Raw genomic sequence first — 20690 nt, forward strand, 5'->3', positions numbered from 1 at the left:
ATGACGCCGACCGCGCGAATCCTTCACCGGTGGCGGCAGCACACCTGCCGCCCCAGGGGCAGGTTCCAAACCACGAGGTTGTAGAGATCCGCTCGCAGGTGCTTGCCATCTGACCAACTGAAGAGCAGGTCGTGGTTCTGGCCCTTCATCGTTGGTTGGCGATGCGCTGATCGCGGCGATGGTCGCGGGCTGATTGTCGGGGTTGTTGGTGGCGCTGAGAACGTGGCAGCTGCGGCAGAGGACGTCGGGGACCGAGGCAGCGACGGCCCCATCTAGCGTGTCGTTCTGAGACCGCGGCTGGAGTGGCTCGTCTCGAGCTTCTACAGATGTAGTATCTCCTACAGATGTAGTGGCTTTCGATGAATAGGATGCCCCATGGCTGTACCTCGTCGCGTGATTGGTGTCGTCGCGGCCGGACTCGCGTTGCCGTACATTGCCTCGAAGATCCACTTCGCCGTCCTCGGTGAACTCGGAGTCCCGGGCGGACCGCGGGTGACGGCGGCCGACTATGCGCGGTATGGCGGGGTCGAGGAGGTCTCTGCCGCGCAATGGGCCAACGTCGCCTCGGGGGTCCTGATCCTGGCGATCACCGTGGTTGCGCTACTGCCGTTCAGCCGGCGGTGGAATCGCTGGGTGCTTGCCGTGCCCCTCATTCTCGCCGGTACCTCTATGGCTGGGCTCGGCGTCTACATGATCGTCAATGGCGCGATCACCGGACGCGGCGGCTATCCCTTCGGCGTTTACGCCGTAGTTTGGGGCGCAGCGGAGTGGATGGTTGCGCTGAGCAACCGATGTGACCAGGGTGGCTCGCGATCGCGAATGGAAGATCCCTCTTGTGGGGGAGCGGATCCAGCCTCGCGGGGGAGGCACGCACGCGGTCGATCGCGGACGATCGTTTCATGAACAGGTCCAGAAAGCTCATCGCACTGACCCTCACCGCCGGCGCCGTTCTTTCGGGTGCTGCTGTCACCGCGGACGCGGGCCCGGCCAGGCCTAAGGTTGCTCGCGTGACCGGTGCGGCCGACTTCATGCTGCCGTTCTTCCCGGACGACGATGTCCGGCACTTCGAGTTCGACGCCACCGCGGCGCCGTATACACGTCCGGTCGATGGTGCGCCAACGGGCTTGCCGACCGATGCGCGCGGCACGGTCAAGATCTCGCACTACGTTGCCGCCTGGAAGAAGACCTTTCATGCCGAGGGGACGGTGGACTGCCTGGTCACTGCGCCGGGAATGGCAACGCTCACCGCGAAGATCACCAAGGCAGAGGAGCCGGTTGAGGACTGGGTCGGCAAGCGGCTCGGCTTCAGCATCCAGGATCACGGCAAGCATGACCGGGTCGGCCTCTCGTGGACCGTGGTGAACCTCGACCAGAACGCCAAGGGGGAGTGGGGTGACGCACGAGTCGGTACCTGCATGGCGCCGGCCCCGTTTGCCCCGGTGACGAAAGGTGACTACAAGGTCGTGCACGCCGAGCTGCCCGAGCTGCCGAGGGGGTGATCCGATCGGGTTCAGGTGAGCGGTAGGCCGAGCAGGCCGCGCACGGCGCGGGTCGTCAGCTGCACGTCGTACGGCGGCCCGCCGACGGCGGCGGTGACGCCCTCCAGGGTGCCGAGATACGCCGACGCGAGAGCGCGTGGCGGCGGTCCGGCCGGGATACTGCCGAGGCGGCGGCCCTTCGTGATGAGCTTTGTGACGGTGCCCTTCAGTGGCTCCATCAGGTCGGTGATGGCCTGCGCTACTGGGTGGTTCCGACCGGCGAACTCGACGCGCAGGCTCATCAGGACGGAGGCGATGTCGCGTCGGCAGTACTTGGCGTGCGCCTGTGCGGTCCACAGCAGGCGCTCGGCGGGGTCGCCGATCGCTTCGGCAGGCCGGCCGACCTCAGATTGCCAAGTGCGACTCACCCAGTCGATCACCGCGAGGGCGAGTTCCTCCTTGCCTGCGAACAGGTGGTACAGCGCCCCGCGGGTGTAGCCCGCCTCGCGGGCGATGTCGTCCAGCCGTACGTTGCCGTAGCCGTACGTCGAGAAGCCGCGTGCCGCGGACTCGAGCAGCCTGTTCCGGGTGAGCTCGATCCGCTCTGCCTGCGTACGGCGCTCCGCTGTCCGTTGATGTGTCATGGGTTAAGGATACATACATGCATGTAGGTAACTGTGACCTACTTCGCGTTGCCGTCGCTCCCACGACGCACGTAGCTTCCTGAGTATGAACGAAGATTCCGGAGAGTCCGCAGTGCAGAACTTCTATGACAGCCTTGCGAAGCGAGACACGTCGGCCTTGCTCGGTGCCGTCCACGAGGACTTCGTCCTCACGCTGAGTCCCGGTCTGCCATTGCCGGTAGGCCGCGAGTTCTACGGCCGGGAATCCGCCGTGATGAACGTCTGGGGTCGGATGCCGGCCGCGGTCGAGGTGCACTGCGAGCCAGACCGCAAGCTTCCGGTCGCCCGTGGCGAGTTCGTTGTCCTGGGCCATTACACGGGTCACGGCTGGAAGGCGCCGTTTGCTCACATCCTGGTTGTCAAGGACGGCAAGATCGCGGCGCTGCGGCAGATCACCGATACGCGGTGTTGGCCGGACCTGACGACGGTGAGCTCATGATGCAACTGACAGCATTTCGGGTCGGTGCGGTGGCCTGGACGTTCACCGGCGTTGCCCACGATGTCCTGGAGTTCGCGCTATCGGCTGACCCCCAACTGACTGCGGCGATGCGGGCGTCAAGCGTTGAGGTCGGACCGGTGCATCTCAACGCGGAGTCGCTGCACCGCGGTGTGAGCCTGGCGATGGGCTTGGCGATGATCGTCGTAGGGATATTGCTGTGGATGATCTCGGAGGTGCTCCGGGACAATCTTGATCGGCTGCGCAGGTTCGGACGAGTCGCGTTGCTGTCGTCGATCCTGGCCCTGGGGCTGGCCGTTGTCTGGGTGCCTGGTCCGCCGCTTGTGACCTTCACAGTGGCAACCGCGGCGTTCACGGCAGCGCTCCTCGCCAAGACTCCGGCTTCCTCATCGCGGTCCGGACGCCATGCCTGACAAGCAGGTCCACGCTCGCCCGGCCCGTCTCGACGACAGTTCACACGTTTGGCCGCTTGTGCATGAGTTCGCTACCTCGTTCGATGCCGAGCGCGAGGCGTTCGATGTCGCGTGGCCACAGTTGGTCGATGTGCCTGACACGCTCGTGCTGGTCGCCGAGACGGCCGCGGGCAAGGTCGTCGGCTACCTGCTTGCGAACAGTCATCTTGCTTTCCATGCCAACGGCCGCATCGCGTGGGTCGAGGAGATCACGGTCGATGCACGGCGGCGGCACTCCGGCGTCGGCCGCCTGCTCATGGAGCACGCGGAGCGGTGGGCCCGATCCGTCGGCGCCGCGTACATCGCCCTCGCCACCCGCCGGGCCGCCCCCTTCTACCTGGCCCTCGACTACGAGGAGTCGGCCGTCTACTTCAAGAAGCCCCTGACATGAAACCCAGGACGGAGTACTTGCAATGTTGAATCGTTCCCGCCGTATCGCAGTTGTCGCTCTGGCGATGACCGTCGGTGTTGCCGCGGCGCTGATAGCCACGGTCTCCATGGAGCCGGGCGCGGCGGCCGAAGCCGCCGTTCCGAACAGGCCGGCCGCAGCGACCCAGACGGCTGCCGTGCCCACGTCACACCTGGTCGGGACAGCGGCGATGTACTTTCCGGCGCCGGACAACGACATCCGGATCTCGGTGGACGCACACGCGACGTTCAATCCCAACGGAGACTCCAGGCCAACGAGATCGTGGGGGACGTTCCGGATCTCTCACCGGGTCAAGATGCCGGACGGGACCTGGTACACGAACTGGGGTGAGCTCACCGTCGACTGTCTGACCACCGGCGGTCCGACGGCGACCGTCACCGGCATACTGACCAAAGTCACTCCGGGCGGGCCGTGGGAGAAGATGCTGAAGCGCCGCGAGCGCATGGGGCTCAGTTTCTACGTCGCTCACAAGGGTGCCGGGCCGAGCCGGATCGGCATGAGTGGCGGCCCCGGACCTGGAGACGGTCCACTGCGCAAGTGCATGGCTCCCGCCGCTGACTCGCCCGTGCTCGAGGGCGGCTACCTGCTGATCGACAAGAGGTAGTGGCGATGAGGGTGCGCACGGAACCAAGTGCCGCGAGACCCGCCGTCGTAGGGAGACTCCGGCTCGCATGGCAGTTGGCGCACGAGCCGGCGGACGGCGTGCCGGCCTGGGCGCGCAGGGTCGCGTATGCCGTGCCAGTGGTGGTGCTTCCGTCCGGGATCTGGCGCCTGGGGGTGTTGTTTGCTGACCAGAAGCGTGGCGGGATACTCCCGGACTGGGTGATGGACGGCTATGTGATCTTCTTGACGCTCGTGTCGGAGACGCTCGCGTTCCTTGCGATCGGGCTGATTGCGCACTGGGGTGAGGTGTTCCCGCGCTGGTTGCCGAGGCTGCGAGGACGGCGGGTCCCGGTTGCGGCTGCCGTCGTACCCGGACTGGCCGGCGCGATGATCCTGACCGCCGTGTTCACTGTCGTGGGTATCGCGGGCGAGATCATGCAAACCAAGCTCAACGGGGATCCGCTGCCGGCCGACTACCCGAGCAAAGCCGGCGGCTGGCACACCGCTTACTTCTACGTCTCCTACGCACCGTTGGTGCTGTGGGGTCCAATGCTCGCGGTGCTGACGGTTGCGTACTGGCACCGTCGAACCAATCGTCAACCGGACCCGGCCAGCTCATGACCGTCGCCGGTACTGGGCCGATCGCCGCGGTCTCGAAGGCGAGACGGGTTTTGTGCGTCGCCACCGTCGCCGCGTGCGTGCCGTATCTGAGTCTCAAGGTGTTGTGGATCTTCGGCGTCGGCGTCGGTGTCCTCGGAGCAGACTTCGTCGCGCAGACCCGTGGAGACAACATCGTCACCGCGATACTCGATCTGTGCGCCGCCGGACTTGCCGTGCTGTTCGTGCACCCGGCCGGGCGGCGCGTTCCGGCCTGGCTGATCGCGGGACCGGTCTGGGCCGCCACCGGCCTGCTGGCTCCGCTCGTGGGCGGCGTGATCCTCGGCTTCCCGACGCAGATCCTGCTCGGAGCACGGAGCCCTGGGACTGACGACGGTGGGCTGGACAGCTGGGTATTCGCCGTCGTCTACAGCGGATTCATCCTGCAGGCAGCGGTCCTACTGCCCGGATTCGTGCTCTACGCCGCAGACCGCTGGCCGGCTGTGTTCGACGCCGCCCGCGGCAGAGGCGAACGTCGTACCCCGACGACCTCCGAGCAGCTCCTGGCGGGTGCATTCGTCGTGGGCGCGTTGGCGTTCGCGATGCTGACTGGGTACGGCGCGATCGCCGGCGGCGGGCTCTACCCGCACCCGACGCTGTCCCAGCGGATCAGCCAACTGGTCTTCGCCGCTCTCGCGATCGCCGGCATGTCCGCCGTCTGGAGGCTGCGCGACGGACGCCGGCCTACCCGCCGGCTCCTGATCGCGGGCTGGGTGGGAAGCGGGGTGGTGTTCACCGAATCGCTGGTTCTGACCACCGGGCTCCTGCTCGCGCGGGACAGCTACGACCGGACGTACGGTCCAGGTGGGTCACTGCTGTGCCTGTTCTGCCTGCTCGCCGCGCTCGCGGGCGCGGCGTTCGGCATGCTCCGGCTCGAACAGTTCTCCAGGACAGCTCGAGCATCGGCCGATCCGCTCCGGCAGGGGAGCGGCCCTACTCCTGCGGGGGAGGAGTGGTGATCGAGCGCCGCTTACGGTCGGACCATGGTTCGAACGCGTGGTTGGCCGGCATATGTGATGGCAGCGCTGTTCGTCGGGTACGCCGTGGGTAAAGCCGTGCGGGCCTGGGAGGGGCGGTTGGGGTTCCCGGGTGGTCCACCGGTGTCGGCTGCCGAAGCGGACCGGTACCCGTTGGCCCCGGCTGTCGCGCAGTGGCTCGCCTGCGCGAGGAGCCTGGTGACCGCAGGCAGCGTGTGCGCCCCGCTGTCCTTGGTGACGCTCCAGTCGTAGCTGGTCGCCACTCGGGGTTCCATCGTTGAGCCAGTGGGGGCTGGCGCGTGCGCGCGGCTCGCGATCCGATCTTCGTAACGAGCCACCGGCGCTCCCGTACGTTGCCGTCGTCGGCATAGCGAGGACTAGCAGGCTCGTAGACTTCGTCGGCAACGCCTCAGTGCTGATCCCCGCCGTCTTCCTCACCGTGTCCGGTCCGGCGGCGAAAGTATGCGACGGTGATGGCACCGAGCAGCGGTCCCCAGGCCACCAGGGGGAGATAGACGAAGCCGACCAGGTTCTTGCCGCGGTTGGTCATATCGGTGTGTGGGATGGCCCACCAGAAGGCCATCGGCGTCCAGAGCACAGTCAGTGCGACGGCGCCGAGGCCGGCCGGCACAGCGGCCGCGAGTGGGTGCACGCGACGTTCGCCGAGCAGTGGAATCCACCGGGGAAGCACTTCTCCCCACGGGCGGACCAGTCCGAGCGTGAGTAGCGCGAGTGCCTCGCTGAGGAGGCAGAGCCCGATCATGTACGCCGCGACCCATCCGGTCGGTCGGAGTTCCTGGTACCCGGCCTCGGTGTAGCCGGCGTGATGACCAGCGATCAGCATCAGGCGCCACCCCGCAGACGGCAAGGTGAGGAGTGCCGTGAAGTGCGCGGCGCGCACCACCCACCGAGACGGCGGTGTAGTCGTCCTGGGCAACAGCATGTCGAAGTACCTCCGTTGAACGACCTCAGGTCTGCTGCTCGTTCGCCCGCTTCCGGCGGAGGTGGACAGCCATTGCCGCGATGCCGAGAGCCGCGAGGGTGAGGAAGAGGACGGCATCGCTCGGGTGACCGCCGTCGTGCCGATCGAGATAGTGATTGAGACCATGGATGGCATTGGTGAACACGAAGCCGACAAGCGCGACGGCCACCACATCACGCCACCACAGCGCGCAGATCATGATCAGTCCGATCCCGATCTGGAAAACGCCCGCATCGTGCAGGAAATGCTCATGTTCGGGCCAGTCGGCCCAGTGTGCGAATCCTGACGGATCCAGCCGGCACCAGGCTCCGACGCCGATCATCGACAACCCGCCGAACGCGAGAACCGTTGTGACAAGCCGACTTCCGGACCGACCTGACGGTGCGACAAGCGTCATCAGCGATTCCTCTCGGTCGGGAACTCCTGTGGTTACTACAGCTGTAGAAACTCTACGGAACGGTGACCGCCACAGCGAGGCGATGTCGGATACGTCACGACGCAGTGTCCTGCTCCGGAAATCGCCGGTCTGGCAAGAACTCGAAGGGCTTGGCTAGGGAAACCGAATCAACACCAGGCTGAACAAGGATGAGGAGCTCATGGGAATCAAGGGTGCGATGTTCAGGGGTATCGCTGCGCTCGGGTCGGCGGTTGCCGTCGGCGTGCTGGTGCCGCCGGCTGTGAGTTCGGCTGCGCCGGTGGAGGTTTCTGCTGCCGGACGGGATGCAGCCGTGTGCGTCACGTACAAGGGAGCAGTGCGTGGCTGTGCGGGCTTCCAGGCGAAGGGTGAGTATCTGGTCGTGTGTGATCGCAGTGCCGATGGTCGCCGCGTGGTTGGTCAGCTGTATTGGGCCGGCAAGGTCAGGGCTTCGGTGCTGGACCGGAACGGCGCAAAGAAGCCCTGTTATGGCGTGAACCTCAACATCAAGGAGGGGACTCCGGTCTACGTACGCGTCGTGGTCGAGGGCGTCGGCTACAGCACTTGGGTGCGTGCAACTGCGTGACCCGAAAATGACAAGGTTCCCGCCTGCCGGTGCAGGCGGGAACCTTGCTGCCTCAGAGCCAGCCGCGGCGAGCGATCTCGAGACCGAGCTGGAATCGGCCGTCCACCTGAAGTACGCGGCACAGCAAAGCGACCTCGCGGCGCACGGTTCGATCGGTGACACCGAGCTCGCTGGCAATGGCCTGGTCGGTGAGCCCATCTGCGAGCAGGGCGACTATCCGCCGGGGCCGTAGGTCCAGTTGGTGGAGCGGGTCATGGTCGAGGCTGCCGATGATCTGGGACTGGTTCCAGGTTTCCTGGAACGCCGCGTCGAGCGGTCGAACGAGCTCTTCGGAGTGGATCAGCAGCCCGGCCTGCCCAGCTGGTGCCGCCGGCACTGGAACGAGGGCTGTCGACCGATCTGCGAGGATCAGTTGGGCGACCGGTAGCCGTTCGGCGGCTCGCAGTTCCTGACCGAGGTCGACGGCGGACCGCAGATATCGTCGCGTCGTCGCGCAGCCTGACCTCAGCAGCCAGTGGCGCAAACCGATCGTCTGCATCCTGATCCCGCGGCTGGTCAACCGCGCTGTTTCCCAGGCCCAGGGTGTGGGATCTCCGTGTGGCACCTGGCTGCGCAGCGAACGCAACGACGTCCGGCACCCTCTGATCATCTGAAGCTGTATGGAGTCGATTGCGGTGTGCCCATCCACGCGGACGATCCGCTCGTCCGCGCCCGTCTCTGCAGTCGACCAAAGACGCCACAACAGTCGACGTACCCTCGCCTCGAGGCTTGGCAGGGCGCCGTTCCCGTGGTTGGCCCCGTGCGAGGCCACAACCTGCCTGTTCACAGGCGCGTCATGAGGTCTCGGACCGCCTTCAGGAATTCCTTCGGGCGTTCGCCGTGAACGTTGTGGCCGCTGTTCACCCGGACCAGGGCGGCGCCGTCGATCAGCGCTGTGACACGAGCTGCATCGTCACCATCCATGGCTCCCTGCAGCACGCCGTCATCGCCGTACCGCCAGTTCGCGTGGATGAGGGTGGTCGGTGCCGTGATCGATTCCAGGGTCTTCTGCTGGTCGAAGCCCGTGTCCCAATCGCCGGTGTAGAACGCGTCGCCGAACCGCGGGTCGTAGCTGCGGAGCGTACGCTGCATGTCGTTCCAGCCGGGCGGCATGAAGAACAGGGTGATCGGCCGGTCCGGAGCCTTCGCATGTGTGGCCAGTCCGCGGCGGATGATCCGCTTGGCGGACTTGCCGAAGAACTTCCAGAGCCGTTGGTGCGCGAAGTAGTACGCCGGCCAGTCGAGTTCAGGCCCTGGCAGCGCGAGGAATTCGTGGCACGCGGTGGCGAGATCGACCCAGTTCCAGGTCTTCTCGGCGCGGGGCAGTTGCGTGGTGAGCAGCGGCGGGTCTTCCAGTACCACGCCGCGCACCAGATCAGGTCGATGCCCGGCGATCCAGGCGGCCAGTTGCCCTCCGGACGAATGGCCGGCGACCACGACCGGTTCACCGATTTCCTGCTCGATGAACGCTGCCAGGTCGGCTCCGATCGCCGTCGCGCAGTACTTCGACGGCACGCGATCCGATCCGCCGTGTCCGTACACGTCGACGGCGAACACACGGAAGTCCTCGGCGAGTTGCGGGAGGACACGGTAGTACTGCTTCCAGTCCACGGCCTGCCCGTGGATCAGCAACAAGACAGGGCCGCTGCGGTCCGGTCCGCGGCCGTAGTTGATGACGGAGCCGTCGATCAACGCTTGCTGCTCGGTATAGCCAGCACGTTCGACCTTGTGAAGTCCGCGGATCGACGACCGAAGATTGCGCTCCACCCAGGCTCCGAACGCTGCGCCGACCGACGCAAGCACTGTCGCGCCGCCGACAAAGGTGATCACTCGCCAGTCACTCACACCATCTCCCGTCATCCGATGCACCGATGGGCAACACTCTACAGATGTAGAAGGTCGCGGAGAGATGGCGTTTCACACGGACGGGCGAGGGTGTTGACCTTGCGCCCACATGGCCGGGGACCTGGCCGACGGCCGGCCTCCGGGCGAACTGCGACCGGGCTGCACTGTCCCGAGCGCGCGGACGTTGTTCGCGGTGGCGGCTACGCCCAGGACGAGCTCGAGTACACCTTCCTCACCGAACACCTTCCACTGAAGGGCACCACGAACGTGGGCAGTTGTTCCGGCCGGAAATGGATGGTCAGGGTATCCGGACGGACCGTCTGAGTCGCTTGCACCGTACGGCGGTCCTTGGTGGGACCGCCGTACGGGCGAGGTGGATCGGTCAGTAGTGGAAGGTCTGGATCTGGCCTCCGTCTGGTGCGTAGGTCCAGCCTGTTCGGGTTGTCGGGTCGAGTTGGATGCCTTCCCCGGCCAGCGACGACATGGTGCCCAGCAGGTGCAGGTTGGTGAAGTCGAACCCGCCGATGGTGTTGATCGCCGCGCCGCTGGTGAGATCGACGACGACGAGTTGGCTGGTGGCGTTGTTGTCCTCCTGGATGTTTCCGCCGTAGTGCTGCCGTCCCACGGGCGAGCCGAAGGCAACGATCGCGAGGTTGTTCGGTCCGTCGACGGCCATTGCCAACGGGAACTGTTTGCGGATCGCCGTCGCCGGCTTGGCGGTCGACGTGGCGAGGTCGGTCTGCTGGATCGTGGCGTCGCCGGCGAAGTTGATGCTCACCGATCGGTATCCGAGTTGGCCGAGGGTGCCGTTGTCGTTGTCGGTCAGGGCGCTGACGCACCTGGGGGTCGATCGGACCGAGGCGGTCGCGGCGTCCAGGTCGACGGTGGACAGGTAGCCGGATCCGGTGAAGCAGATCAGGCGCCCGGAGACGGTGGAGGCGTAGGCCTTGCCGGTCGACTCGTCGACAGTGAGGAGCTGGAGCTGCCCCGCGATGGATCGTCCTGCGTCTGCGTCGATCGGTTGCCCGATCGAGCCGTCGGTGAGATCGACAGAGACGACGAGGTCGGCTCCGTTCGGGGCGTGGAGCAGGAGGGCAGCGCGGTGCCGTCGGTGATCGATCCGGCCGGCGACGAATCTGCCCGGCAGTTCGATCGTGGCGAGGTGTGTGCCGGCGCTCGGTGCGTACGTCTGGACCGTGTCCGCGTTGTCGGATCGGCCGATGACGACGGCACGATCGACGTCGGTGTCGACCCCGATGACGTCGTACTGGTGGGACGGGTCCGTGTCCGTAGCGAGGATCGGGCCATAGGTGCCGGTGTTGGTCTGGTAGGAGCGCAGGCTCATTGCCCAGTTGGCGTCGCGGGTGACGACGACGGATGGTCCGTTGCCGGTCGCGGCGAACGCGTCGACGTAGGAGTCGTCGGGTGCTGTGCCGTTCTGGTAGACGAGCATCGAGCTGGCGGATGCCTGGCCGAGCACCTTCCCGTTGGGTCCGGTTGCCAGGACGCGGAGGCTGTAGAGGTTCGATCCGACGAGCTTGAGCGTCTTGACGGACAGATCCGCCGTACCTGTTGTGCCTGAGACTGGCTGGTAGACGACCGAACCGGTGTCGACGCCGTCGGCATCGCGTTGGGTTCCGTTGTGGTTGATGAAGGTGTTGATCGAGTTGAACAGGTTCGGTGCCGGCGCGGCGATCTCGACGACTGCGCCGGTCGCGCCGGCGACCGTGCTGACGTCGTACCCGACGGTGAAGTCCGGGGCGGCGTCGGTGGCGACGAGCAGATGACCTGCGGGCGTGTCGGTGGCGCTCAGGGTCGGGGCTTGCGGACGGTCGGCGATGCCTGCTCCGTCGACCCGGACCGAGGCGAAGTCGCCGTACACGTCGGAGCTGGTCGGCGAACCGTCGGTGGACTGCTGGGCATAGCCGATGCCGTAGACACCCCCTCCGGTGAAGGCCGACGCCGGGATGGTGACGACTCCGTGGTCGGTGGTGAGTGGTACTCGGTAGGCAGGGCTGAAGAGCGGGCTGAGCACCGGGTTCCAGTGGCCGACGTGCGATACGAGAAGTGCGGGGTCCTTGAGCGCTGTGGCCCGCACACCGCGCAGGTCGTACGTCACTTCGACGTCGTGGCCCGCCTTCACGACGGGTGCGATGACCGGGGCCGGGGCTTCGGTGAAGGTGCCGTCGGTTGGGCCGAAGGTCAGGGAGCGTGTCGTCGAGACGACCGCCTTGTCACCCGACAGAACGGTGAACGTGTAGTCGAGCGTCCGGTTGTCCGTCGCGACGACCGGCAGCCCGGCGTCGGCGAGCATGACCGATGGCAGGAGCCGGATCGATGGCGTACTCGACACGTGGTCGTGCCCGTTGATGGTCAGCCGGTAGGTGACGTTCTTGCGCTTCGACATGCCGAGGACGTCGGCAGCGATGGTGACCGGGCCGATGAGTCCCATCCCGTTGCCGCCGCCGGGCAGCGCCGGGCCGGTGGGGTGGGCGCCGGAGAGATCGATCAGCTGCTGGTCGGTGTCCTCGGTGAACCTGGCGCCGAGTTTGCCGTTCGCGACCCGGTGCGCGACCGAGACGCGGACGATCTCCGGCTTGCCGGCGGGAGTCACCGATTCCACGGCTGCGGTGAGGTCGAGCTGATTGCCGACCTGCAGGGTGCGGTCGTTCTGCTCGGGGGTCGCAACTGGCCTGCCGGTGGCGATCAGCCGGTCCCGGACCTGGGCGGCCGTCATGGTCTGTCCGGCCAGCTTCACGGTCTGCAGGAGGACAGCGGCTGCTGCGGCGACCTCTGGAGCGGAGGCTGAGGTGCCGCCGCTGAGCGTCGGAACGACTGCGTGCGCGTCACCACCAAGTTGGTGCGAGTAGACGACGATGCCGTCGCTGGGTGCCGAGACGTTGATCCGTTGCCCGAACCCGGAGGAGAAGGCGCCGGATCCGTTGAACCGTGTCGTGGCGTACGTCGCGACGCCCGCCGCGGGGCCGGCCGACCGTGGGGACACGGTCAGCGTGTCGTCGAGCGTGGTGCCACCGACCGCGATCGCGCCGCTGTCCAGGACCCGCGACGGGGTCGTCGACAGTTGGTCGTCGCCGATCGAGGTGGCGTCCGCGGCCGACGACGCCAGATCGGTCGGGGTGCTGCCGCCGTCCGGTCCGATCGCGGCAGGGGTGTAGAGCCGGGTTCCGTCGTTGCTGGAGATGCAGACGACGATGTTGTACTTCGAGACGATCGTACGAACCACCGACTGGATCACCGGATCGTCTTCGAGGTAACGGCCGGGGAAGCCGAAGCTGTCCGTGCCGAATCCGAGGCTGGCGGTGATGACGGTCGGCCGCGGGGTCTGCTGAGCCGCGGCGAGCAGCGCGACGGTGACCTGGTCGATCGTCGGTGTCTGCGGAACGACGAGCCGGTAGTCGGCGCCCGGAGCGATGCCGAGCAGGTCGGTGGCGCCCGAGCCGAGTGCCTCGGGCCGCTGCTGGTCGTGCGGCAGCGGTGCCATCACGCCGAAGTCGAGCAGCACCTCGCCCAGGCCAGGGTCCTGGTTGCGCGTCGAACCCAACGGGTCGAGTGTGCCGTCGGGGCCGGAGGTGTACGTCGGGATGAGCGGCATCGCCGGGAGGTCGAGGTAGCGCTGACCGTCCTTGACGACGGTGGTCGGGCCGTACCGCTTGACGTACGGATCCGTCATCGAGGCGTCGGTGAGGTCGCCGATGGAGACGTTGGTGATCGTCTGGCCCGCACCGGGGAGTTGGCCCCAGCGGTCCTTGATCAGCCGGTAGGCGCCCATCGCGTTGACCCCGCCGGCGTTGAGGAAGCTCTGCAGCGAGCTGGTCAGGCCGAAGTTCGACGGCAGCCCGGGCGCGCTCGCGGCAGACGTGGCCGGCGTACTCGCGGTGGCCGGCAAGCCGGTACCCGCCGCCAACGGTTCTCCGCCTGTCGACATCCCGGTGACGAAAGCGTTCGGTTCGGCGTACGAAGCGCCCGCCTTCCGGAGCGCTGCGGCAGCCGTGGCACTGGTGCCCTTCGGTACGTCGATGACGACCGCGGACGCGAGCTGCGAATCGGAGGGGACTGCCGCGGCTCGACCACCCTTGAACATCGCGCGCGCCTTTCCGGCCCGAACGGCGCGCAGCGCGGCGGTCAGCTTGGGCTTGCCTGCCTGAATTCGAGCGCCACGCCCGGATACGGGGGAGCCGAGGACGGCGATGACCGAGCCGGGGTCGGAGGCCGGACTCTGTACGGAGAACAGCTCGCGCAGCGCAGTGTCGGTGAGTGCAGCTTCGGTGCCGAGCGCCGTGTGTGCGGCTGCGGGCAGGGAACGCGTCGCCAGCACCTTGCCGTTGGCGGCGAGGTGGCGCGCGATGCCGTCCGCGGACTCGGTCACGGTGCTGCCGTCGCCCAGGGGGAGGGTGCGGACGACTGCGGCGGGGGCCTGAGCGGACACGGTCGGCGTCGGCGTGGCGTCGGCCGCGGCGCTGATCGATCCGACGACCAGGATCGTCGCTGTGGTGACGGCGATGCCGGCCGCGACGGCGGTCCGCGGCCAGGCCTGGCCGGACCGGGGTGGGGTGGGGGTACGAGCCATGATGTCCCTTCCAATGGCGGTGCGAGGGATGCGGTGCGCCCGTGGCGTGTGCTGGAGAACCTGTCATCCAGGAGTCCGGTGGCGCAAGATAGCCATATGACGAATAGTCGCCAGGTGGCGTATAGACGCCACGGCTCTCCGCTGGACGCGATCGGCATCGAGGACGGCTCGGTCTACGAACTGCTCGTCGCGCATCCGCGCAGTACGAGCGGTGAGCTCGTCGAGCGCGCCGGTCTCGGAGCCGGTCATGTCGGCGCGGCGCTGTCGCGGCTGTGTTCGGCCGGACTCGCGCACCGGGTACCGGGCCAGCCGGCGCGGTACACCGCCAGTGCGCCCAACGTGGTGATCGAGCCGCTCGTCGAGGATCGCGAGCGCGACGTCCGGGCGGCGCGGTCCGAGCTGGAGCGGCTGACGACGCTGTACCGCGACGCGACCCGGGTGGCGCATCCGGCCGAGCTGATCGAGGTCGTCACCGGTACGGAGAACATCCACGCCCGAGTACGGCGGGTTCAGCACGAGGCCCGCGAAGAGATCCTGGGGTTCGACCGGGCGCCGTACCTCAAACCGCCCGGCGAGAACCTCCCGTCGGAGGAGCAACGTCTCCGGGACGGCGTTCGCTACCGGGTGATCTACGACCGGGACGCCGTCGCGATCCCCGGCCGGCTCGAGGGCGACATCCTTCCGGCGGTCACCCGTGGCGAGCAGGCCAGGGTTCGTGAGGAACTGCCGATGAAGCTGTTCCTGGGCGACCGCCGCGTGGCGGTCATCCCGATCTCCTCGGCCCACGGTACGGCCGATGCCGCGTACGTCGTCCATCCCTGCGCACTGCTGGACGCCCTCCTCGCGCTCTTCGAGGCCGAATGGGAGCGTGCCGTCCCGATCACCCGGGCCGGGCCGGAGACGATGCCGGACGGCGACCCGGTCCCGCCGTACGCCGCCGATCTGTTGCCGCTGCTCGCGGCGGGTCAGACCGACGAACGGATCGCGCGGTCGCTCGGGCTGAGCCAGCGGACCACACAACGCCGGGTGCAGCGATTGATGACCGAGCTCGGCGCGAGTACCCGCTTCCAGGCCGGCATGGCCGCCGGCGCCCGAGGGTGGCTCTGACCGCCTGCCTGGTAGACGGCCGAGTGCGGGCGGTATGACGCGAACAAGCCGCCCGTCGAGTGAGATCTACTGCTTGCGGTTGCCGCGGCGTTTCGCGGTGGAGACTGCGTCGAGTTGGCTGCGGATCAGGTTGGCGATCTGGTCGCGTGTGATCGGGGCGGCGTGCGGCGTGGTCACCTGCCGAAGGAGCAGGCCGTCCAGCAGCGGGGCGAGGGAACGGGCCAGTTCGGGAGCGGCTGCGCCTGCGACGCCGCGAAGCATCGAAGCGCCCAGTTGGTGGATCTGCTCGGCCTGCCGGGCGAGCGGTTCGCGGAGTTCGGGGCGCCGCGTCGACTCGAGGATCAGCTCGTACCGCGCGATCTCGCGCAGCCGCCCACCGGTCGACCACTGGTTCAGGGTCTCGGTGAAGTAGTCGACGAACTCGTCGAAGTCCAGGTCCTCGTCCGGTGCCTCGAGCTGGTCCAGCTCCAGCAAGCGGTCCATGACCCCCTGCAGCAGCGAGGCGCGGGTTCGGTAGTAGCTGGAGGTGGAACCTTCGGGGAGTCCCGCGGCACGATCGACGGCGCGGTGTGTCAGCCCGCGCATCCCCTCGGCCGCGAGCGTCCCGATCGCGGCATCGGCGATGTCGGTGCTCCGTGACATACCCGTGTTCTCCCGGTCATCGGCTACTGAGTCGACTCCGATCGTAGGCGACGTCCGAGGCACTCCCGGACGCCGAGGTGAAGGCCTAACAGGGGGTTCAGAAGCAGGACACTCGCGACTCATGGGGCGTACCCGGTCCGCATGCGTCCCACCGGTTCGCCGCGGCTATAGTCGACAAACTTGGCAGCTCGGACCCCGCCGATCCCGCCACACAGAACGAGCCCGCTCAGTGCCGTGCCGCGCGCCGCGGCACGAACCGGAACCGGAGCTGGCGCTGGTCAACATCGGGCACGCGTTCACCCCCTCCGGTTCGTGTGAAGCCACGGAGTTCGGCGTTCGCAAACGACAGACTGTTCATGAGCGAGTTGACCGCGCATCGGGCTGCGGCAACATGTGAAACCCAGACGGCCGCGCTCTGTCGGCAGTCGAGACGTGGTTCATAACGACCGCCTGGAACACTTGCAGGCGACGCGGCCGCTGGGTCCGATGGCTGTCGTTCACCGCCTGGAGATGGCTCAAGTCGGTGAGTCAGCCCGGGCCCTTGGTTGGTGAGCCCGGGCAGTCTCCCCTGGATGCAGCGCCTCAAAGTCGGCAGCTATGAACCGACCTTCGGGGCGGTGCAGGGTTCTTCTGGGGCTAGGAGAGGACGACCTCCGAGATTACGGCGTTGTTGTCGACTCTGGCGTTGAGGCTGGCCTCGATACCGATCATGGCGATGAAGGTGCCGTCGTCGGCGATCGCCTGTTGCAGCGCCCAGGTATGCCCGCCCCCATTGCTGAAGCAGGGTCCCGTTACCCCGTCGACGCCTTGGTTCTGGTGTTGCCAGTACACGCGGCGGCCGACTGATGCGGGGTCTATAACCCACATCGATCGCCATGCGGTGGTGTCGTGCAGTTGCAGGCAGGGCGAGGTGGTGCAGGCGTCGTACAGGTTGAAGTCGACGTATGAGGTGTGGGTGAAGGCGTAGCCGTTGTTCGAGGTTGGGCAGTTGCCACTCGAGCAGTAGTACGCCGCGATTTCGTCAAGGTTGAGCACGCGGTTCTTCAGCGCGTCTCGGCTCACGCCGGTCGAGAAGGATGCCGTTGAGCCGTAACCGTGGCCTCGGCGCAGGTCCATGTTGCTGTTGTAGAGCGACATTGCTGTGTAGGTTGAGTAATTCGTGAGCGTCCAGGTCTCGAATTGGCCGCCGGACCAGTTGATGACGAGTCGCCCGTTGATGTCGAAGTAGTAGGTGCCGCTCAGGCTGGATCCGGTGCCGCTCGGCTGAAAGCCAACCGGCGTCTTGACTGTGCAAGTAGTGGGGCATCCGGTCGTCGAATAGCCCGTGAGTACCTTGTTCACCGATGCGTCGCCGGTGAAGGTGGCCATGTCCCAGTACCAGAACTTCTCGGTGACGGTTCCAGTCGATCCAGCGCCGGCGGTGAAGGTGTACTGGGCTGTCCGGCCGAAGAACGCGTTCAGGCCGCCGCCGAAGACGCTGATGACGTAGTTGGGGCGGCCGCCGGGGAGTGCTGTGGCTGCATGCGCCGGTGTGGCGAGACTTGTCAGTGATGCGATCAAGATGCTCATCGCGAGCATCCATCGCCAGTACCTGCGTCGTGGTTTAACCTGCACGACCAACCACTTCCTTCCGCCGGATCGCGTCCCGGCCGGCAGTTGCGTCCTGCGACACCTGGCGGGCCGGTGGCCCACTCGATTAAGTGGGCTAGCCCGCAATGTAGTGAAAGGCGAATGTTGTGGCAAGAGTTGGGCCGCTGTCCATCAGATCCCACAGCCGCGGCAGTCCTGAAAGGCCAACGATGGCAGGGCCCACGGCCGCGATTCGGCCCCGCTCGCAGCCGCTAATGCACTCGATTGAGTGGGCTAGCTCGCAAGGTTGCAACGTGCGGGGAGCCGCCAGTAGCAAGAGTTCGCCGACTGTCAGCTGTACCGGGGCCTGTCGGCAGGGCAGGGCTCGGGATCAGGTACTTGTGGTGTATCGCTCGTCCGGTTGTGCCAGCTGGGTCTGGCACAACCGGACGAGCTGCTGTGAACCGGCCGCGTCCAGGAAGGATGAGGATGCTTCGTAGTGGCCGGCCGTGTGGGCGTCGGTGTCGGCGACGTACCCGCGATAATCGTCGGTGTAGCCAATGATGCGAGTGTCCGGGTGAGTGGCGGTGATGTCTGCGCCGAGGGAGGTCGTCAGTTCTACCGGTAGGTGCAGCCAGCGGATGTTGCCGACGCGGACGGTCGACACGGCCAGGTCGACCATGTCGGGCAATGTGGTCCCGAGCATCGCAGCGCGAGCGAGGCGGCCTTCCTCGAACGACGCAGCGACGCGGTCCGGGAAGGTCTTTGGTCCCGCGGACATCGGCGGCTGCGCAGCATCCGTCCGGCCGGCGATCCGGAATCGGTCCCGGGACAGCGTCAACCCCCCGGCGGTTACGTCGGAGGTGTGCTGCAGGGCGTGCAGTAGCCGGCTCGCGACGAGCCCCCCGAGCCGGCTCACCTCGGTCACATCACGGCCCTGTCGGTGGAACCTCGGGCTGACATCCCCGGCACACCCTTGGCCGAACACCACAGGGAGCCCCGGCAGGCCGAGCGCGGTCCGCAGCGCCGAGCGGGCTGCGCCGACCCAGTCTGCGGACATCGACAGGTTGCCCGGGCCAAGCACCGTGGGATGGCACGCGAAGTCGTAGAACACCGCGACAGGGCCGGAGTCGCCGATCGAGTCGAGCCGGAGAACTCTGGTGGTGTTGTCGTGTGGACCGTCCGGGCGATGCCGGTTGCTGCCGACTCCGTCGATGGTTGCCTCGCCAACCGACAGACGGACCTGGTGCTCGGTGAACTCGAGCGCCTGGAGCGCGGACTCCAACTGGCCGAGCAACTCGGGTTCGACCGCCGCGGGCAGCACCGGATGGATGGTGCCGATCCAGCCGGTCGGCGCCGAATGCGTGTGTGAAGCCAGGCAGAGCAGGCGATCCGGTGGTAGGCCGAGCCGGGGAGACAGGATGTCGAGCAGGGACTGTCGCAGCGGTTCGGTGATGGCAAGCGCGTCGATCGCGATCCAGCCGACACCGGTAGCTGGATCGGCGCCGGGTTCTCGCAGCACCATCACGTTGACCTCGAGCTGGTCGGCGACCCCCGTGCTCGGCTCCGTCCGAGCGGCGTACCCTCCGAGTGAATGGCCCGGTGGTGATGTGACGATCCCTCGCCCGACGGTCGCCCGCCAGTACTGACCAGTCATCACTGCCACGATGGCCTCCCCAAATCTGGACTATTCCTCTTCGCGCGAGGAGTGTAGCCCAGTATTGACAACTGGACCATCGCGCCGTAGACACGAACCGTGCCAATTACCGACAGAGCCGTCCTGGAATGTTTCTACGGCCCCTTGTGGAGCCCACCTGAGCGAGCCGAGGTCGTCCGCCGCGCGCACCGTCACGGCGCGACCGCCTATGTGTACGGGCCATCGGCAGACGGGCACACGGGCCCGGACTGGAGGCGGCCCTACGGAGACGACGGCGCCCATCTGTCCGAGCTGGTCGCCCTAACCCACGACCTCGGGATGAGCGCTACCTGGCGAGTTTCTCCCGGTGCACCCCTTCGTCGAGACCATGCCATGCGGCTGGCCGACCCCGATGAGCTCGTCACGCTGGTCGAGCGCGCGACCGAGATGGCCGGGATGGGGTTCGACCGCGTGATCGTGGCGTTCGACGACATCGACGCGGACCTCGATCCGGTCACAAGAATGACGTATGCCGGTGATCCACATCCTATGGCCGCAGCCCAGGCCGGCGTGATCAACGCCGTCCATGACCGACTCGCAGAACTCGGCACCGAGCTCCTCGTCTGCCCGACGCACTACTGGGGCGTCGAGCCCTCACGGTACCGTCAACGACTGGGGGAGTTGCTGCACCCGGATCTCGTCGCCTGCTGGACCGGCGTGACCGTAATCTCCCCCGCTGTCACCGCAGCTCAGGCCCGTGTGGTGTCCGAGCAACTTCAGCGGCCGATCTGGCTGTGGGACAACTATCCCGTCAATGACTGGGACGGCGCCGAGCTGGAGTTCTCGAACACCATGACGCCACGTCGCGTCCCGCTCGCGCCGCTGCGCGGCCGCGATCCCGGACTGGCCGACGTGCTCGCGGGGTACGGCACCAATGCCGCCCTCCAGCCGCTGACGGGGTTGCCGGCACTGTGCACGGCGCTGGACTGGGCGCGCGATCCGCTGACCTACGAACCCGACAGGGCGTTCGCGCGGGCCCTCGATGAGACCGGCCACGGCTCATCCCTGGCCGTGCTTACCGAGCTTGCCGGGTCGAGCATCCTCGCCGAGCGACCCGGTCGACTCGCAGAAGGCTGCGCGCGAGCGCTCGCGAATCCGGACCCAGCGGCCCTCGTGAACCTCCAAAGCACGCTCACCCAGGCAGCTACAGCGGCTGGCGCACTCGACGGACCACTCGCGGTCGAGCTCAAGCCGTGGCTCGACGCGGTGCGAACAACCCTTCCGATCGCCGCTGCGGCGGTCCGGGCGCTCGCTGCGACACGCCGCGGCGAGCTGGCGACGAACGAGGACATCAACGACCTGCGCAACGGTATGCGAGCCTGGCCGCGGATGGCCGTCGCCGACGGTGCCCTGTACACGCTCACCGAACACGCCCTCAGCCTCGCCGGCGGCGGCACCCCGACCTGGCCCGACGGACACTAACTCATCTCGAGTTGCGTGACTCGCTTGACACTGGACTAGCCCAGTTTTACTGTGCCAGAGCT

General features: G+C 67.1%; 20 protein-coding genes. 11 read left to right on the forward strand and 9 right to left on the reverse strand.

Annotated features, from left to right (window positions below):
- The first annotated feature begins 375 nt into the window (after positions 1 to 375).
- Both ACQHIV_RS03775 and ACQHIV_RS03780 read left to right on the forward strand, forming a co-directional pair.
- Entirely contained in the window at positions 376 to 903 is a 528-nt protein-coding gene (locus ACQHIV_RS03775) for a hypothetical protein (RefSeq protein ID WP_427891677.1), read from the forward strand.
- Positions 900 to 1499, forward strand: a complete 600-nt coding sequence (locus tag ACQHIV_RS03780) for a hypothetical protein (RefSeq protein ID WP_427891679.1) — start codon at positions 900 to 902, stop codon at positions 1497 to 1499. Before ACQHIV_RS03775 ends, ACQHIV_RS03780 begins: the two co-directional genes overlap by 4 nt.
- 11 nt (positions 1500 to 1510) lie before the next feature.
- Here the strand turns inward: ACQHIV_RS03780 and ACQHIV_RS03785 are convergent, their stop codons facing one another.
- A complete protein-coding gene (locus ACQHIV_RS03785; protein ID WP_427891680.1) occupies positions 1511 to 2122 on the reverse strand; it encodes a TetR/AcrR family transcriptional regulator in 612 nt (203 codons plus the stop codon).
- Positions 2123 to 2207: 85 nt separating this feature from the next.
- Between ACQHIV_RS03785 and ACQHIV_RS03790 the strand changes: the two genes are divergently transcribed.
- The 6 genes from ACQHIV_RS03790 (at position 2208) to ACQHIV_RS03815 (ending at position 5719) form a co-directional block, all read left to right on the forward strand.
- Positions 2208 to 2600 carry a nuclear transport factor 2 family protein gene (locus ACQHIV_RS03790; RefSeq protein ID WP_427891682.1) on the forward strand — a complete coding sequence of 131 codons (393 nt, stop codon included), beginning with the start codon at positions 2208 to 2210 and terminating at the stop codon, positions 2598 to 2600.
- A complete protein-coding gene (locus ACQHIV_RS03795) occupies positions 2597 to 3031 on the forward strand; it encodes an LIC_13387 family protein (protein WP_427891683.1) in 435 nt (144 codons plus the stop codon). The genes ACQHIV_RS03790 and ACQHIV_RS03795 overlap by 4 nt, the downstream gene beginning before the upstream one ends.
- Positions 3024 to 3461 carry a GNAT family N-acetyltransferase gene (locus ACQHIV_RS03800; RefSeq protein WP_427891685.1) on the forward strand — a complete coding sequence of 146 codons (438 nt, stop codon included), beginning with the start codon at positions 3024 to 3026 and terminating at the stop codon, positions 3459 to 3461. The genes ACQHIV_RS03795 and ACQHIV_RS03800 overlap by 8 nt, the downstream gene beginning before the upstream one ends.
- A 64-nt stretch (positions 3462 to 3525) precedes the next feature.
- Positions 3526 to 4104 (forward strand): hypothetical protein, encoded by a 579-nt coding sequence (locus ACQHIV_RS03805; RefSeq protein ID WP_427891687.1) that lies wholly within the window; start codon positions 3526 to 3528, stop codon positions 4102 to 4104.
- Between the two features lie 74 nt (positions 4105 to 4178).
- Positions 4179 to 4724 carry a hypothetical protein gene (locus ACQHIV_RS03810; protein ID WP_427891689.1) on the forward strand — a complete coding sequence of 182 codons (546 nt, stop codon included), beginning with the start codon at positions 4179 to 4181 and terminating at the stop codon, positions 4722 to 4724.
- Positions 4725 to 4801: 77 nt separating this feature from the next.
- Positions 4802 to 5719 carry a hypothetical protein gene (locus ACQHIV_RS03815; protein WP_427891691.1) on the forward strand — a complete coding sequence of 306 codons (918 nt, stop codon included), beginning with the start codon at positions 4802 to 4804 and terminating at the stop codon, positions 5717 to 5719.
- 427 nt (positions 5720 to 6146) lie between these two features.
- Here the strand turns inward: ACQHIV_RS03815 and ACQHIV_RS03820 are convergent, their stop codons facing one another.
- Together ACQHIV_RS03820 and ACQHIV_RS03825 are read right to left on the reverse strand one after the other, a co-directional pair.
- The gene (locus ACQHIV_RS03820) at positions 6147 to 6581 is read right to left on the reverse strand and encodes a hypothetical protein (RefSeq protein ID WP_427891692.1); all 435 of its coding nucleotides are present in this window, start codon (positions 6579 to 6581) and stop codon (positions 6147 to 6149) included.
- Between the two features lie 124 nt (positions 6582 to 6705).
- A complete protein-coding gene (locus tag ACQHIV_RS03825) occupies positions 6706 to 7116 on the reverse strand; it encodes a hypothetical protein (protein WP_427891694.1) in 411 nt (136 codons plus the stop codon).
- Between the two features lie 199 nt (positions 7117 to 7315).
- Between ACQHIV_RS03825 and ACQHIV_RS03830 the strand changes: the two genes are divergently transcribed.
- Positions 7316 to 7720, forward strand: coding sequence for a hypothetical protein (locus ACQHIV_RS03830; protein ID WP_427891696.1), 405 nt, complete (start codon positions 7316 to 7318; stop codon positions 7718 to 7720).
- 52 nt (positions 7721 to 7772) lie between these two features.
- On the opposite strand, the gene ACQHIV_RS03835 is transcribed toward ACQHIV_RS03830, so the two are convergent.
- The 3 genes from ACQHIV_RS03835 to ACQHIV_RS03845 all read right to left on the reverse strand — a co-directional run bounded on the left by ACQHIV_RS03835 (position 7773) and on the right by ACQHIV_RS03845 (position 14192).
- Positions 7773 to 8279, reverse strand: coding sequence for a helix-turn-helix domain-containing protein (locus tag ACQHIV_RS03835; protein ID WP_427891698.1), 507 nt, complete (start codon positions 8277 to 8279; stop codon positions 7773 to 7775).
- 263 nt (positions 8280 to 8542) lie between these two features.
- On the reverse strand, positions 8543 to 9604 hold the full coding sequence (locus tag ACQHIV_RS03840) for an alpha/beta fold hydrolase (RefSeq protein WP_427891700.1): 1062 nt from the start codon (positions 9602 to 9604) through the stop codon (positions 8543 to 8545).
- Positions 9605 to 9986: 382 nt separating this feature from the next.
- A complete protein-coding gene (locus ACQHIV_RS03845; protein ID WP_427891702.1) occupies positions 9987 to 14192 on the reverse strand; it encodes a S8 family serine peptidase in 4206 nt (1401 codons plus the stop codon).
- A gap of 114 nt (positions 14193 to 14306) precedes the next feature.
- Between ACQHIV_RS03845 and ACQHIV_RS03850 the strand changes: the two genes are divergently transcribed.
- On the forward strand, positions 14307 to 15299 hold the full coding sequence (locus ACQHIV_RS03850) for a helix-turn-helix domain-containing protein (protein ID WP_427891704.1): 993 nt from the start codon (positions 14307 to 14309) through the stop codon (positions 15297 to 15299).
- Between the two features lie 66 nt (positions 15300 to 15365).
- Here the strand turns inward: ACQHIV_RS03850 and ACQHIV_RS03855 are convergent, their stop codons facing one another.
- The 3 genes from ACQHIV_RS03855 to ACQHIV_RS03865 all read right to left on the reverse strand — a co-directional run bounded on the left by ACQHIV_RS03855 (position 15366) and on the right by ACQHIV_RS03865 (position 19167).
- On the reverse strand, positions 15366 to 15941 hold the full coding sequence (locus ACQHIV_RS03855; RefSeq protein WP_427891706.1) for a TetR/AcrR family transcriptional regulator: 576 nt from the start codon (positions 15939 to 15941) through the stop codon (positions 15366 to 15368).
- Between the two features lie 636 nt (positions 15942 to 16577).
- Positions 16578 to 17510 carry a hypothetical protein gene (locus tag ACQHIV_RS03860; RefSeq protein WP_427891708.1) on the reverse strand — a complete coding sequence of 311 codons (933 nt, stop codon included), beginning with the start codon at positions 17508 to 17510 and terminating at the stop codon, positions 16578 to 16580.
- 391 nt (positions 17511 to 17901) lie between these two features.
- Positions 17902 to 19167 carry a hypothetical protein gene (locus ACQHIV_RS03865; RefSeq protein ID WP_427891709.1) on the reverse strand — a complete coding sequence of 422 codons (1266 nt, stop codon included), beginning with the start codon at positions 19165 to 19167 and terminating at the stop codon, positions 17902 to 17904.
- A gap of 99 nt (positions 19168 to 19266) precedes the next feature.
- Here ACQHIV_RS03865 and ACQHIV_RS03870 point away from each other — a divergent pair, with 99 nt between their 5' ends.
- The gene (locus tag ACQHIV_RS03870) at positions 19267 to 20628 is read left to right on the forward strand and encodes a beta-N-acetylglucosaminidase domain-containing protein (protein WP_427891711.1); all 1362 of its coding nucleotides are present in this window, start codon (positions 19267 to 19269) and stop codon (positions 20626 to 20628) included.
- The last annotated feature ends 62 nt before the right edge of the window (positions 20629 to 20690 follow it).

It is taken from the genome of Kribbella polygonati (assembly GCF_050320105.1).
Taxonomy (GTDB): domain Bacteria; phylum Actinomycetota; class Actinomycetes; order Propionibacteriales; family Kribbellaceae; genus Kribbella.